General features: G+C 41.3%; 9 protein-coding genes. 1 reads left to right on the plus strand and 8 read right to left on the minus strand.

The window, feature by feature from the left end:
- Window positions 1-101 precede the first annotated feature (101 nt).
- Together KUA50_RS08050 and KUA50_RS08055 are read right to left on the minus strand one after the other, a co-directional pair.
- Window positions 102-497, minus strand: coding sequence for a hypothetical protein (locus KUA50_RS08050; RefSeq protein ID WP_256624237.1), 396 nt, complete (start codon window positions 495-497; stop codon window positions 102-104).
- On the minus strand, window positions 494-1,765 hold the full coding sequence (locus KUA50_RS08055) for a site-specific integrase (RefSeq protein WP_004312236.1): 1,272 nt from the start codon (window positions 1,763-1,765) through the stop codon (window positions 494-496). Before KUA50_RS08055 ends, KUA50_RS08050 begins: the two co-directional genes overlap by 4 nt.
- Before the next feature lie 1,218 nt (window positions 1,766-2,983).
- Here KUA50_RS08055 and KUA50_RS08060 point away from each other — a divergent pair.
- Window positions 2,984-5,125 (plus strand): M3 family metallopeptidase, encoded by a 2,142-nt coding sequence (locus tag KUA50_RS08060; RefSeq protein WP_256624236.1) that lies wholly within the window; start codon window positions 2,984-2,986, stop codon window positions 5,123-5,125.
- Between the two features lie 150 nt (window positions 5,126-5,275).
- Here KUA50_RS08060 and KUA50_RS08065 read toward each other — a convergent pair whose 3' ends face one another.
- From KUA50_RS08065 to KUA50_RS08090, 6 genes are all read right to left on the minus strand, one after another.
- Window positions 5,276-6,445, minus strand: coding sequence for a FecR family protein (locus KUA50_RS08065; RefSeq protein ID WP_218456806.1), 1,170 nt, complete (start codon window positions 6,443-6,445; stop codon window positions 5,276-5,278).
- A gap of 27 nt (window positions 6,446-6,472) precedes the next feature.
- The gene (locus KUA50_RS08070; RefSeq protein ID WP_118117510.1) at window positions 6,473-6,982 is read right to left on the minus strand and encodes a sigma-70 family RNA polymerase sigma factor; all 510 of its coding nucleotides are present in this window, start codon (window positions 6,980-6,982) and stop codon (window positions 6,473-6,475) included.
- Between the two features lie 177 nt (window positions 6,983-7,159).
- Window positions 7,160-8,338: a thioredoxin family protein gene (locus KUA50_RS08075; protein ID WP_218456805.1), complete on the minus strand. Its 1,179-nt coding sequence runs from the start codon at window positions 8,336-8,338 to the stop codon at window positions 7,160-7,162.
- Between the two features lie 79 nt (window positions 8,339-8,417).
- On the minus strand, window positions 8,418-9,929 hold the full coding sequence (locus tag KUA50_RS08080) for a RagB/SusD family nutrient uptake outer membrane protein (protein WP_218456804.1): 1,512 nt from the start codon (window positions 9,927-9,929) through the stop codon (window positions 8,418-8,420).
- Window positions 9,930-9,951: 22 nt separating this feature from the next.
- Complete coding sequence (locus tag KUA50_RS08085) at window positions 9,952-13,053, minus strand: SusC/RagA family TonB-linked outer membrane protein (protein WP_218456803.1); 3,102 nt, start codon at window positions 13,051-13,053, stop codon at window positions 9,952-9,954.
- A gap of 109 nt (window positions 13,054-13,162) precedes the next feature.
- Entirely contained in the window at window positions 13,163-14,692 is a 1,530-nt protein-coding gene (locus tag KUA50_RS08090) for a hypothetical protein (protein ID WP_218456802.1), read from the minus strand.
- Window positions 14,693-14,724: the final 32 nt, after the last annotated feature.

Raw genomic sequence — 14,724 nt, forward strand, 5'->3', positions numbered from 1 at the left:
CGAAACAAAAAATAGCGTACAGGGTACAACGACAAAAATCGTTCCCCCTGTACGCTATTATATTATAAAGGTGTAGGAATCTTATTAAAAGATGAGAATTTCTAACTTGCACCTCTTGGCATCGTTCCGTTCATCACAATAATCATCGGATACTCGTGTTTTACTTGCTCTGCTTGGAAATCCTTGCGGTTCACAACCTTACTGATAAACCATTGTCTGAACAACAAGGCTTGGTATGTATCCATTTGAAGTGCTATGGCGATAATCACTTCCATATCATAGACATGCGCAGAATATCCATTTTCAAGTTTGATGTATTGAGAATGCTGGAAGTCTTTCAGCACACTTTGTTTCCAAATGCGCTTGATGGTATTCTTCACTGCTGTCCCCGTTACATTCAACAGTTCAGCAATCTCCCAAACTGTCATCCACACCTCACCATGATGTGGGGCGTAGATGACCATATCTTCTTGTATTGTTATCACTTGTCGTTTCATACTCTGCCATTTATAGTGTTAGTATTATCGTTGCAAACATTTCCAAACGTGAATTCCTCAATGTTATTTATTTGCTGAGACAACTTTTCCACGTCTTTGCTCAATTTTTCCTTGGTAATCTTGGCATACACCTGGGTTGTCTTTATGTCCTTGTGACCAAGCATTGAACTCACGGTTTCTATTGGAACTCCGTTGGAGAGGCAAACCGAGGTTGCGAACGAATGACGGCTCATATGCCAGGAAAGCGGCTTGGTGATACCACATTTCTTTCCCAGTCTTTTGAGCGAATCCATACAACTTTGGTAGTTGGGTACTGGAAACACCCTGCCGTCTTCACACAATCCACGGTATTTTTCCATAATTTGCTTGGGATAATCAAGCAACTTGATGTTGGCTTCCGTTCCAGTCTTCTGTCGATGGATAACAATCCATTCACCTTCATCGAAAAATTCCTTGATGTTCTCTTCCTTCAAGTTGTACAGATCAATGAAAGCGAGACCTGTAAAACAACAGAACAGGAACAAGTCACGCACCATACTCATCTTCTTTCTTGTGATAGGTGTTTCCATCAACAGGTGAATCTCTTCTTTGCTCAGAAATTCTCTTGTGGTCTCTTCTTCCTTGTACTCATATCGTCTGAATGGGTCTTTTACGAGCCATTCATTATCTATGGCACGGAATACCATTGCACGGAGATTGCGGACAAACACCATCGCAGAGTTTATCTTCAAGTGCTTGTCGGTTCTGAGAAAAGTCTCGTAGTCTGTGATAAAAGGCAGCGATAACTCTTTCAGAGCAATATCCTTCACATGGTAATGCGTCTGCAAGAACTCGCCCACATAGGCACACCCGATTCTATACTTCGTGTATGTACTCAAAGATTTCATGCCAGCCTTATATTGCTTTTCCATTTCATCACGGCTTTGAGAATAGACTTTCATCAGTGTATGGCAACGATACTCCAAGCCAAGAAAGGCGTTCTTCACCTTGTCGGCAGTGACGAAGTTGTCCCTGTCCATAATCTCCTGATAATGCTTGCTGATACTCACACGCATCTTGTCCAATTTGCGGTTCACTTCCAAAGCCTGCATACTCTTACCTATCATGCGTCCGCCCTTGGTGTCCCACAAATCTGGATTGGCAGTTGTCTTGCAACTGAACTGCGCCTGTGTTCCGTCCACTGTGATACGTCCCATAACTGGAACAGTACCATCTTTCTTTACTACCTGTCTTTTGAGGTAGAAGATAATTGAAAATGTACTCTTCATAACGTCATTCTTTTTTGCGTTCAAAATTAATACATGAAGAGTCTTTTCTTGCTACGCATTTCACGGCAGAACACGGCAAATTTGGTTCGTAACCAAAAATTTTACGTTGCTCATCAGTAACTCACTATAAATCAGAGCGTTCAAATTCAATTCGTAACCTTCCTTATTCTTCCGAACCTCAACATTCCCCATTGGGGGTATAGGTTACGGATAGGTAACGTTCCTCTGTCTCATCTTGTCGTATTCCCGTCTTCGTCTGTCCTCGCCACTTTTAACCAAAATGAGGAAAGTAACTGATAACCAGTAAACTTTCCTCATTCTTCTCTCAAACACTTTTTATATGTACTTTCCAGGAGAGAAACATAAAGCCCTTATTCCTCCCCATTCAGGCATTCGCCCGTCTCATAACTCTTCGTCATATCCTTTAAGATACCAATCATCTCCAGCCTCAAGTTCTCAGGTTTCAGCACAATGATATTTCTGTCACGTTTTTGAAAATGTCCAACAGAGTGCAAAACAAAATTTAACACCCGATTTTCGCAAGTCATGCTGTTTGAGGTCAAAACCGTTTGCAGAAACCACATTTGGGGTACAATGGTAGGAAAATGAGTTGTGAATGAGAGAAATTGGGATTTCCCCTCGCTGATTTTGTATCACGAGAATACAAAAAGATACTGTAGCTATAGACAACGAAAATTAAGCATTTTTATTAACAAATATATATTTAAGTTCCATTTCCTCTAAAGAAGTGCAAGTACGAACTCTAACGATGCGCTTTATTAAGGTCTAATGATGCGCATCGTTAGGTGTTAATGAAGCGCATCGTTAAGTGTTAATGAAGCGCATCATTAGACCTTAATGAAGCGCTTCGTTAGGTCATGTAGATTTCCTACCAGCTATATTACTGAAAATCAGCAAATTACACTCCATCTCAAGACTGCGAACTCTTGCCGTCAACAGGAAGAACAGAAGTATAAAAGTTTGTTTCATCATTATATTGTATCATTAAACTATGCTATTGCAAAAGTACAAAAACTTTTACAACAACATACTATTTTATACCTGAAAATAACTAAAAATCAACAACAACAACAATGCTACAAGGCATGTTACCATACTGCCTCTCTACGCTTTGTCACTATTAAGAAACCATAAAATGTGCGGTAATCCGAAATAAAAGCGTATCTTTGTAGAATAATTGCAATATAAACAAAAAACATGATGAAACTTAACAAGACATTCCTAACACTCGGTTTGGCTGCTGCCCTGCTGCAGATGCCAGCCTCATCGTTCGCCCAAAATGCGGGCGGCAGTCGTCAGAATCCTCTCTTGCAGAAGAGCAACCTTCCTTTCGGAGCTCCTGATTTCAGTAAGATTCAGGAGAGTGACTATCTTCCTGCTATCGAAGCTGCTATCAAGGAGCAGCGTGCCAACATCCAGAAGATTGTCAACAACAAGAAGAAGCCTACCTTCCAGAACACCATCCTCGCCTTCGAAGAGAGTGGCGTGTTGCTCGACAGAGTGACAAGCATCTTCTACGGACTCACCAGTGCCCACAGAACACCTGCTATCGCAGAAACAGAGAAGAAGGCGACACCAATGCTCACCGAACTGGACAACGAGATTTCATTCAATCAGAAACTATTCAAGCGCATCAAGTACGTTTACGACAACGAATATAAGAAACTCAAGGGAGAAGACCAGAGACTCACCGAGGTCATCTACAAGAGTTTCGTACGTTCCGGCGCCCTGCTCTCTCCAGAGAAGATGGAGCGCATGAAGCAGATCAATTCCCGCATCTCAGATTTGCAGCAGAAGTGGGACAATCTCCTTCCAGCCGCAACCAACAATGCAGTGGTTTGGGTAAACAGCAAGGAAGAACTCGCCGGACTGAGTGAGGCAGATATCGCACAATGCAAGAAGGATGCAGAAAGCCGTGGCAGCAAGTCACCATACTGCATCGTCATCATCAATACCACGCAGCAGCCTATCCTCACCAACCTGCAGAACCGTGAACTCCGTCGCAAGGTTTATATGGCAAGCATCCATCGTGCAGATGGCACCAATCCTGATTTCAACACCTTCCCTATCGTCACAGAAATAGCGAAACTCCGTGCAGAGAAGGGAAAACTGATGGGATATGACAACTATGCCGACTACTCATTGGAAAAGACTATGGCGAAGAATTCCAAGAATGTGGATGATTTCCTCAAACAGCTTATCAAGGAGTATGCACCTAAGGCAGATGTTGAGACCAAGGCGATAGAGGAATATGCTCAGAAAACAGAAGGCAAGGACTTCAAGTTGGAGCCATACGACCGTTTCTACTATTCAGCCAAAATGAAAAAGGAAATGCTCAATATCAGCGATGACGAGGTAAAGCCATATTTCAATATCGACAGCGTGCAGGTAAATGGCGTATTCTATGCAGCACACCGTGTATATGGTCTGAACTTCAAGCAGCGTAAGGACATACCAACCTACCACCCAGACATGAAGGTATTCGAAGTAAGCGACAAGAACGGCAAGCCAATCGCCCTTTTCTATAGTGATTACTTCCGCCGTCCAACCAAGCGTGGCGGAGCATGGATGAGTGCCTTTGCCAAGCAGAGCAAGCAGCGCGGTCAGTTGCCTATCATATATAATGTATGCAACAATGCCAAGGCACCAGAGGGTCAGCCATCCCTGATTACCTGGGATGAGGTCACCACCCTGTTCCATGAGTTCGGTCATGCCATTCACGGCATGCTCTCAGACTGCAGATACAACACACTATCCGGAACAGCTGTAGCACGCGATTTCGTAGAGATGCCATCGCAGTTTAACGAGTCATTCGCATCCATCCCAGAGATATTCGACCACTATGCCCGTCATACCGAGACAGGCAAGCCGATGCCAAGTGATTTGAAGGACCGCATGCTGAAGAGCATCAACTTCCAGACAGCCTATTCATTAGGCGAGAACCTGGCAGCCACCTGTCTTGACATGGCATGGCACAAGATCAGTGAAGATGAAGTACCATCCCCATATATGGCAGGTGCCTTTGAAAAAGAAGAGCTTTACAAGATAGGTTTGCTCAACACACAGATACCACCACGTTACAGCACCTCCTACTTCAATCACGTATGGGATGGCGGATATGCAGCCGGATATTACAGTTATCTATGGACAGAAGTACTTGCAGTAAACATTGCCGATTACTTTGCGAAGCATGGCGCTTTAGATCCAGCCGTAGGACAGTCCTTCCGTGACAAGATCCTGAGTCGAGGCAACACCAAGGATCAGATGGAAATGTTTACCGACTTCACAGGCATGAAACAGCCAGACGCCTCCGGCTTTTTGAAAGCAAGGGGCCTATAACCCCTAACCTACCCTACATAAAAGGGTACGTCATAAATGATATGAACCCCGAAAGTTAGACAAAAAACTTTCGGGGTTTTTATTATGAGTATGTCTTCTGAGTAGCACAATAGTGACAACACTTTTAGAGTGAAAAATTTTGGTTTATCTTTAATTTCTAACATCTTGTGCCGCATAGATAGTGAAACAATTAATGCCCTGACTGGCACTCTTTGGACAAATTATAATCTTCCCTTGGTCCAAGATGGCAGATAAATTGTTAGTCAGATTGATACTATTGACAAAGTCTTCAAGAGAGACTTTACGGGAAATCTCCAAAGTTATGGTTTCCTTGATAAGAGAATTATCAGAAATCTCGACTCCTACATTATACCAACGCCCCATTTCTTGAATTGCTTCCATTAATGGTGTATGATAGAAAGAAAACATGTCATCCTTCCATTTCAAAGAAAGAAATGCCTGATCGCCAACATTCAAAACACTCATTGTATGAGTATCAGAAGTGAGGTGTAGCTGTTGTTTTGGGGTTAATATCACAGATTGAGCGGATGTAGCTCCAATCTTATTCACTTTCACAGAACCGCTTAGCAGCGTAACCTGAGGATTTCCATCAGCATATGCCTTTACAACAAACTCAGTTCCAAGAACTGTTGTAATTATTGAAGGGGTAACCACGACAAATGGATGTTTGGCATCTTTAGCCACTTTAAAGAAAGCTTCTCCCTCCAGTTGTACGATACGCTCCGGTTTGCCTGCGAAATCAACTGGAAAAGTAAATTTACTGTCGGCATTCAGCGCAACCTGTGTACCATCACTGAGAGTTATTTCAAATGTTTTTCCTCTTGGAGTGATGATTTTTCTAAAAGCAACGTCCAATATATCAGTGGCCAAGAAAACCTTATGATGAAGCGTATCCACTTTCTCCGTTTTCTTTGTTGTTCTTTTTGTTGGATTAATACTTTTTTCATCCATGATTAGAATTTTCTGTGGCCCTTTGGTTGATTCGAATGCAACCAGTTTTTCCTTTCCTTTTGCCTTACGCATCTCTATGTACTTTCTGGTATTGTAGTTTTCAACAACCAGTTTTCCTCCTTCTGACCACCAGATTCCGATACCTCCCATTACCATAACGAGGATAATGGCAATAGCAGCCGCATATCGCAAAAACATGACATGCCTTTTAGTCTTGAGACTTTGTTTTTTCATGATATGTTCATGCTCAAACTGATCCCAAGCTTTCTTCACGTCAGGAGCTTTATGTTCTTGTTTGGTCCTGATGTAACAATATTCCTGTATTAATAGTTTATCTTCATTGTCCATAGTTATATTTTATACCTACGATTTCATTTATTTTTTCTCTACATTAAAGGCTGATCTTAATATATTCAAAGCCTTTGTTATATGTTTTCTAACGCCTTCTCTAGAAATGCTCATCATTTCAGCTACCTCAACATATTTCCTACCTTCCAAGTAGCACTGATCTACTACAAATTTAGTTTTATCTGGCATGTCATTTATTATCTTCTCTATCTTCTTAAGACGTTCATCCTCCTTTTCGTCTTCACAAAAGAATGGGATTGTTTCTGAAAGATATATTTCACTATACCTGTCCTTTACCTTACTATGTCTGATAAAGTCTATACAGCGCCTTTGCACACCTCGATATAAGTATCCATACTTATAGAGAGTAGCATCTCCATCATATTGCTCCCACAAACTTGCAAAGAAATCGCTAACTATATCATGGGCGTCTTCCTCATCCTTCACGAAGGTAAGAGCCACATAGTACAATTTGGAATAGTTTTGTTCAAACAATTCCTTAAATTGATTCCTTTTATTTATTTCGTCTGTTGCCATTATGCTCCTCTATACAATAGCTTATATCTTTTTTTAACAAAGGTATGAATAATTCCTTACATAAACGAACAAAACTTAAAAAATTAATATTTTTTTAAACTTAAAGGGTGCCACAAGTACAAGAGAGAGAAGGAAAAACTTGTGACACCCAACAGTATGAATTATGATAAATCCACTTTATTTTTTCAAATCTTCAATCATTTTTACGTAGTACTGACTGAAATCCATCATAGTCATGGCAGGAATTTCGCCAGGCTCGAGGTTCTTTTGTCTTTCCATTTCCTTGGCTTTTTCCTTGGCAATATTCTTCATACGTGCATTTATCCAACCGATTGCAGTTTCCCTTACTTTCGGATCTTTACAATACTGCTGGATACGTAAAGCCCAATTATAAATGCTCATATCATACTCACCATATTTCTTGATGCTCTTGGTACATAGTGCTGCAAATGTTTTCCAGTCAGATTTACTTTCAGCCACATACATATCGTAGTTAAGGATAACCTCATCAGCGTTCTTTACTTTCCATTTCTTCATCTCTTTCTTGTAGGCTTCCATGGCTACCTCATCTACTTTTACGCTGCCATCAGACTCCTTAGTGACAAAAGAGCGTGGATAGGACATCCAAACACTTTCTATTGCTCTGTCAAGATGTTCGTCTCCATATTTTTTTATAAACATTGCTTTATGTGACAACACATACTGGAATGCAGGAGAAAGCGGAGTGGTATTATATTTTAGGAAGGCATCAAACAAGCCTTTATTTGTAAGCATATCCTGATCTCTGCCCTCCAAAAGTACTCCTGCCACTTCATTGGCTTTTTTAGAATCATAGGCACCATCCAAGGCTTTGAGATATGACAAGAGGAAGGTTGTATCTCGTTCACCGCCTTCATAGCGCTTCGCAAGGGAAGACAAACTTAATGTTCCTATTCCATCATCAACTGATTTAAGGAATTTATCAGCATCCGAGTCACCACCCACAATTCTATTTATTTCTTTTCCATCTCCATCCAGAAAGAGAAAAGTAGGATAAGCTCTCACAGAAAATTTATTTTTAAGTTCTGGACCTTCTCCCTTTTCCATATCAATTTTGAAAGATACGAAATGCTCGTTGAAATAGTCACCCACTTTCTTCTGTGGGAACACCTGGGTAGCCATCATCCTGCATGGACCACACCAGCTGGTATAGCAATCAATAAAAAGCATCTTGCCTTCTTCTTTGGCTTTGTGCAAGACCTCTGCAAATGTTTTTCCTTCTACAAATGCAACTCCTTCTGATTTAACAATCTCTGTAGCTGTGACAGGCTGCTCGCCCTGTGCCTGCACTGCGGAAAAGGCACATAAAACAGCCATAATAAAAAAGAATCTAATTTTCATCATGAATTTCTTTCAAATTAACTATATTCTAAAACTAATATTCAATAAACTGCTATTATTCCTGATAACCAGTATTTTGCTTCAACTTACCATATGAAATTCGAATCTCATAGTTTGGTATTGGCAAATTCCATCTATTTTTCTCAATGGCGCCCAATGTGTGGTCACCCAAGATATTATCTGTTCGCATGAGATCCCAGCGGTAATGTCCCTCGTATGCCAATTCACGATTGCGCTCTTTCAGCACAGTTTTTAGGAATGCTTCTTTCGAATCGAAATCAGAGGTTTGGTACGGAGCTGGTTTTGAACCGCTTGGATAAGCGCGCTGATGTACATCATTGAGTTGTTTGACTGCTTCTGCAGATACTGCACCAGATGTCCTGACGAGCGTTTCTGCATAAGTAAGTTTCATTTCTGCCATACGGATGAAGAGAACATCATCATAACCGCTATATTTCATTGTTGTCAAGTCGTTCGGATAATCCGTCTTGGATCCTTGCCAAATAAGATAAGTTCTTCTGACGTCATTTTCATCATAGAGTTCTTTCATTGAAGCAGGAACATAATAGCTCGTCTTGCGATAATAACTCAATCCGTTAGGATAATTATCTGTGTAGATACGGCTCGGCTCAAAGAAAATGAGTTCATTGCTGCGGGTAGTTGGATTAGGATACGTATTTCCTTGAGGTGACTCATTCGTTGGGAAGAGTGCCGTACTGTACTCGCTGCTTGACGAAGAGAAAGAATAACCGTTCTTTGCTATTACTTCCTTGGCATAATCGCGCGCCTTCTCCAGATCTGCCTGATTATTGGTATATGTGCCTTTATACAAATAGATTCGGCTCAGGAGCGCCTTGGCTACTGTTTGATTGGCACGTATTCTTTCTGTTACTGACGGAACATCATCTGGCAAATCAGGAAGTGCATCTGTCTCCAAATCTTTTAGAATGAAATTCCAGCAATCGGCATTTGTAGAGCGGGATGCAATGTCATCTGGATTATAACCATTATAAGCATCGCTTCTCAGGATAATACCCTCACCTTGGTCGTTACCCAACAAGGCCTGATCGCCATACATGCAAAGCAACTGGAAATTAACGTAAGCACGGATGAATTTAGCTTCTGCGATATACTGACGCTCCATGGTTTCGTTAAACTGACCAAATTCATTGATTTTATTGATGATATTATTAGCATAATCGATGGCATTATAACCCCAAGACCACATACGAGCCAAGAGTCCATCATGCTCAGACGAAGTAAAAGAGCTAGTCTTTACAGCCAAATAGCCAGTTGCAGAAGAGCGTATGGCCATGTTGTCTGTAGCCATATCACCCATCAACAGGGTATAGCCTGCATTAGCATAGTTATTCTGGTCTTGAGGCGCACCAGCCAGGAAAACATTCAAGCGCACGTATGCACCAAGCAGTGCAGCCTCTGCCGTTTTCTGAGTCTTGTACACCTTTTCATCCACGAGTGTATTCTCTGGTGCATAGTCCAGATTACATGCGCAGAAAGAGAAGAGGGATGCTGCCAAAACACCGATTTGAAATATTTTTGTTTTCATATTCATTGCTTGTTAAATGTGATTAGAAACTTGCTCTCACGCCAAACTGCATACTGCGAGACTGAGGCATGGTCATATTATCATAACCGGCAGCCAGAGCTGAAGAACCGAATGCACTTACTTCAGGATCCACACCGGAATACTTTGTAAGGGTGAACACATTGGTCATGGTTGCAAATACTTTTAACTGGTTGAAGAACTTGGTGCGTGCCAACAATGTCTGAGGGAAATTGTAGGTAAACGTAATTGTCTTCAGACGCAAGTAGGAGTTATTCTCCAGAAAACGAGTCGTGGTAATGGCTGTAGTATAGTCATAATTACCAATCACAGACTTGTTGTTCAACTTAGGAATATCTGTTTGCTGTCCCTCTATTTGCCACATGTTCATGATATCTTGAGACAAGTTGTATGCATCCTCGCTCGTATAATTGAGCAAAGTGGCACGAGTACTGTTAATCATCTTGCTACCCACAGAGAAATTGAACATGAAATCGAGTTCAAAGTCTTTATACATCAAAGTATTGGTGATGGAACCATAGAAGTCTGGCAATGCAGTACCACATACAAACTTATTTGCCTGGGAATTATTGTAATCTGCAGCAGGAGGAGTAGTAGAGATAGTACCATCCTTGTATTCCCACAAAGGGTTACCAGTAGCAGGATCCACTCCAGCCCACTTATGTAAATACCACTGAGCAACAGGCTTTCCCTCTTCATAATACTTATATGAACTGTTTGCCTGATCAAGCTGGTTACCCTCAAAGCTCAATTTCAGTATCTTATTGGTAGCTCGAGAGAGGTTGAGAATCGTCTGCCACTGGAAGTCCTTTGTCAGGATATTAGTGGTGATGAGCTGGAAGTCCAGACCCTGGTTGCTCATGTCGGCGATATTTTGATTTTCCTTGCTATAACCAGTATAGAGAGGGAGGTCTGAAGAGAAGAGCATGTCTGTTGTCTTCTTGTAATAATAATCAAGAGTCATTTTCACTCTATGATCGAACATTTCCAAGTCCAGACCTGCATCAAAGGTATAGGTCTTTTCCCAGCGAAGGTTCTCATTTCCCGGTTGTGACATCTGAAGATAATTCTTTCCTCCATAGGTAGTGAGTTGGTTCAGTGCATAGACAGCCTGTGCACCATAATAACTGTTGTTACCATCCTTGCTTGATAAACCGAATGAACTTCTGAGTTTCAGTTCATTGACGAAAGGAAGCCCCTTTTTGATAAATTTTTCATTTGACATACGCCAGCCCAATGATATAGAAGGGGTACTCAAATAGCGGTGATTACGATTATAGCGTGATGAACCATCAATGCGATAAGTAAGACCCAACATATAGGTGTGCTTATATTGATAGTTGACACGTGCAAAAGCAGAGAAGAGGGCAGACTGCTGCATATAGGCTGCAGTGACACGCTTGGTTTGTGCAGCCCCTACTCCACTCAAATCAGGACTGAAAAAGTTATCGCCTGCCACAGATGTGATGCGCTCCTTGGTATATTCATAACTCTGACCAATGATACCTTGGAGGAAATGATCATGACCGAACATCTTGTTGACATTCAGGAGGTTGTTGACCACTGTCTTATAATTTAAAGTGGTAGATTCTGTAGCCTGATTGCCCACCACACCGGTAAGATTATCTGGTAAGTCGCCCTTGCGGATATTAGAGAAACTATTGTAGATATCTGCACCAATTTCTGTACGCCAAGAAAGCCAGCTGAAAGGTTTGTACTCAATATATCCATTACCAATGACACGGGTATCCTCTACGCTCTCGTCATTGATATAAGCCATAGCCACAGGGTTGAAAGCCTCTGCAGCACCCTTTGAGTTTGGAGAATATCCATAGTAGTATTCACCATTTTCATCATAAACAGGCAAGTTAGGAGCTTTCTTGATAGCTGCAGCATAGATAGAACTTGCAGCCAAAGCATGATTGTCGAGTTTATTCAGCGAAACACTCACACCCATATTCCATTTAGGAGCAAGAACAGTATTCAGATTCAGTCTTGCAGAATAACGCTTCATATCGTTGTTGATTACGTATGATTCGTTGTTATCATACGAAAGGCTAACGAAATAGTCTGTATTTTTATTACCACCAGAAACAGATGCATTTACACCATGGCTGACGGCAGTACGTGTGATAGCATCGAGCCAATCGGTATTATAGCCTTGTGGATAGTTACCATGAGGATAATACAGTGAATATATCTGACTGTAGCTATCTCCATTCAACAATTTGACTTTTCCAATTGGATTATCAATACCAAGAGTGTAACCTACATGGACCTTAGTTTTTCCTTTTGATCCTTTCTTTGTAGTAATCAAGATGACACCTGCAGCACCTCTGGAGCCATAAATAGCTGTAGCAAAGGCATCTTTCAAAATCTCAATAGACTCGATATCATCTGGATTAAGATTTGATAATGGGTTTTTCTCAAAGGAATTGTTTAAATCAATGTTATAGGTAAGTGTTCCACCACCTGTCTGCATACCACCTAAAGCCACGCCTGGAATACTACCACCAGTAGTGTTTACGGAATTGGATGTTCTATCTGTACCATAGATAGGTACACCATCAATGACATAAAGAGGGTTATTGTCGCCCATGATAGAGCTGATACCGCGAATGGTCAATACATTTGCTGCACCAATCTGACCAGAAGAATTGGACATAAAGAGACCAGGAACACGCCCCTGCAGCATCTGGTCAACAGACTGAAATGAAACATTGTCTTTTGGTTTAACAGAAGAAACTGATCCTGTAAGGTCACGACGCTCCACCTTGCTGTAGCCAACAACAATCAAGTCTTGCATCTTCATGGCAGAACTCTCTTTCATGACAACAACAATCTTATTTTTGTTTCCAACCTTTATATTTTGGCGATTATAACCCACAAAGGAAAAGACCAGTATGCTATTAGGCTCTGCCTGAATACTGTACGTACCATCTTCGGCTGTAGAAACAGCCTTATGGGTACCTTTTACAGATACCGAAATCATAGGCATAGGTTCACCACTTTCATCAAGCACCTGTCCTGTTACCGTATGTTCTTGAGCAAGAGCCGTCAGCGAACAGAAGACAAAAGCCAAGAGTATATATAGTTTCGTTTTCATGAGCGAAATATATTAGAATATCATTAAATACTGAAAATGAAAAAAGGAAACTTCCCTTTCCCAAGGAATCCTTGGACGGAAAGTTTCCCTGAAAATTGTGTATAAGTAATTACTTAATCAGTTTAATCCATGTATCTGTGCTAAATACATCAGAAGCGCCCAATGGGAATCCCCACATATCGGAAATGGCAGTCTTGTTACCGCCGAAGATAAATGCGGTATTTCCAAGAGCTACACCAGCACTACCACGAACACCCTCAAAATTAGAAGGTACAGTAGTAACCTCTGTCCAGTTTACACCATCAGTGGTACGGTAAACCTTATTAGACAATACATGGGTACTACCATCAGCATCCACGTATTCTCCACCAATCATGAAAGCAACATCATCGCCAGCAATTACCTTTGCATGATACATAGCAGGAGCACCAGTCAACTCACCTGCTTTCTCCCATGTCAAACCATCAGCAGAAGAATATACATTGGTTCTCATATAATTTTGGCTACCAATATAGTTAGTGAAGCCACCTACACACCAGAGTTTGCCCTTGAAAGTGAAGAAAGAAGCTGCATTTCTGCGAGTAACATCAAAGTCAGGATCACTTGAAGTTGGAGTTACAGCATTCCAGTTCTTACCATCAGTAGTGTAAGCGTAGCGTCTTGCACCCTGTGCCATACCAAATCCAAAATAATAACCGCCCTGAATAAACATCTTATCTTTGATGGTTGCCACATTGAAGTAAGCAGAAGATAATTCATAAAGACCATCGGATTCGAGACCCTCATGATCCAGTACCTTCATGCCCAATGTATCGCACTTGAAAGTCTCACCGTCAGCTGTTGAAACACTTCTCCAGTAGTTGATAGAAGGCATACCCCAGTCAACTTCAGCCTCATTGCCATACTTATCATTTCCCTTAGTACGAGCACCGCCCAAGATGTACATTCTTCCATTAAACACAGCCAAGCGTGCACCTTCACCACCGATGACGTAGTTTGTTTGACCGTCAGGAAGAGTCAGACCTGTAGCATCAGTTTTGTAATCAACTTCAGTCCAGTTCAAGCCATCCTCAGAACTGAACAACTGGTAGTTTTCTGTTTTAACCTCTCCTGAGCCAGAAAGAGATGTTGTGATGGCATAGAACTTACCATTGAAGAAGGTCATATCATAATCAATCAAACCAGAAGGGAAGTTGGTAAAGGTACTTGCTTTCTTAATCATATCAGCACCGGAAGCCACTTTAGCCTTCACCACCTTCAATGTATAAGATTTTGAGTTACCATTATTGTCTTTGGCAACCAGTGTTACAGGTGAAGAAGCATTTACTTCAACCCCCTGAGTTCCCACTTCTACATCATTATAATATACTTTAGCACCTAAAGTTGCAGTAGCAATAACCTTAGTTTTGCTGAGAGAAGCATCAATCACATCCCAATCTACACTGTCATTGGTATTCTCTATAGTCATAGCATCCTGCTTAATCACGCAGGCATAAGATTTTACACTACCAGAAGGTGTTACCTGCACAGCAGTAATACCTACGGTAGGACCAGCAGATGGTCCATCATCGTCACTTGAACAAGAAACCATTGTTACGCCAGCCAGAGCAGCGAGCATCCAAATAAAACTTTTCTTCATGTTAAGTCTCTCCTATTGTTTTAATTAATAAT

The organism is Segatella hominis (genome assembly GCF_019249725.2).
Classification (GTDB): domain Bacteria; phylum Bacteroidota; class Bacteroidia; order Bacteroidales; family Bacteroidaceae; genus Prevotella.

Bases quoted from the DNA above. Each gene is read 5' to 3' on its own strand.
- KUA50_RS08060 (WP_256624236.1), top strand. From the start codon at position 2,984: ATGATGAAACTTAACAAGACATTCCTAACACTCGGTTTGGCTGCTGCC.
- KUA50_RS08075 (WP_218456805.1), bottom strand. From the start codon at position 8,338: ATGGCTGTTTTATGTGCCTTTTCCGCAGTGCAGGCACAGGGCGAGCAG.
- KUA50_RS08080 (WP_218456804.1), bottom strand. From the start codon at position 9,929: ATGAAAACAAAAATATTTCAAATCGGTGTTTTGGCAGCATCCCTCTTC.
- KUA50_RS08065 (WP_218456806.1), bottom strand. From the start codon at position 6,445: ATGGACAATGAAGATAAACTATTAATACAGGAATATTGTTACATCAGG.
- KUA50_RS08070 (WP_118117510.1), bottom strand. From the start codon at position 6,982: ATGGCAACAGACGAAATAAATAAAAGGAATCAATTTAAGGAATTGTTT.
- KUA50_RS08090 (WP_218456802.1), bottom strand. From the start codon at position 14,692: ATGAAGAAAAGTTTTATTTGGATGCTCGCTGCTCTGGCTGGCGTAACA.
- KUA50_RS08050 (WP_256624237.1), bottom strand. From the start codon at position 497: ATGAAACGACAAGTGATAACAATACAAGAAGATATGGTCATCTACGCC.
- KUA50_RS08085 (WP_218456803.1), bottom strand. From the start codon at position 13,053: ATGAAAACGAAACTATATATACTCTTGGCTTTTGTCTTCTGTTCGCTG.
- KUA50_RS08055 (WP_004312236.1), bottom strand. From the start codon at position 1,765: ATGAAGAGTACATTTTCAATTATCTTCTACCTCAAAAGACAGGTAGTA.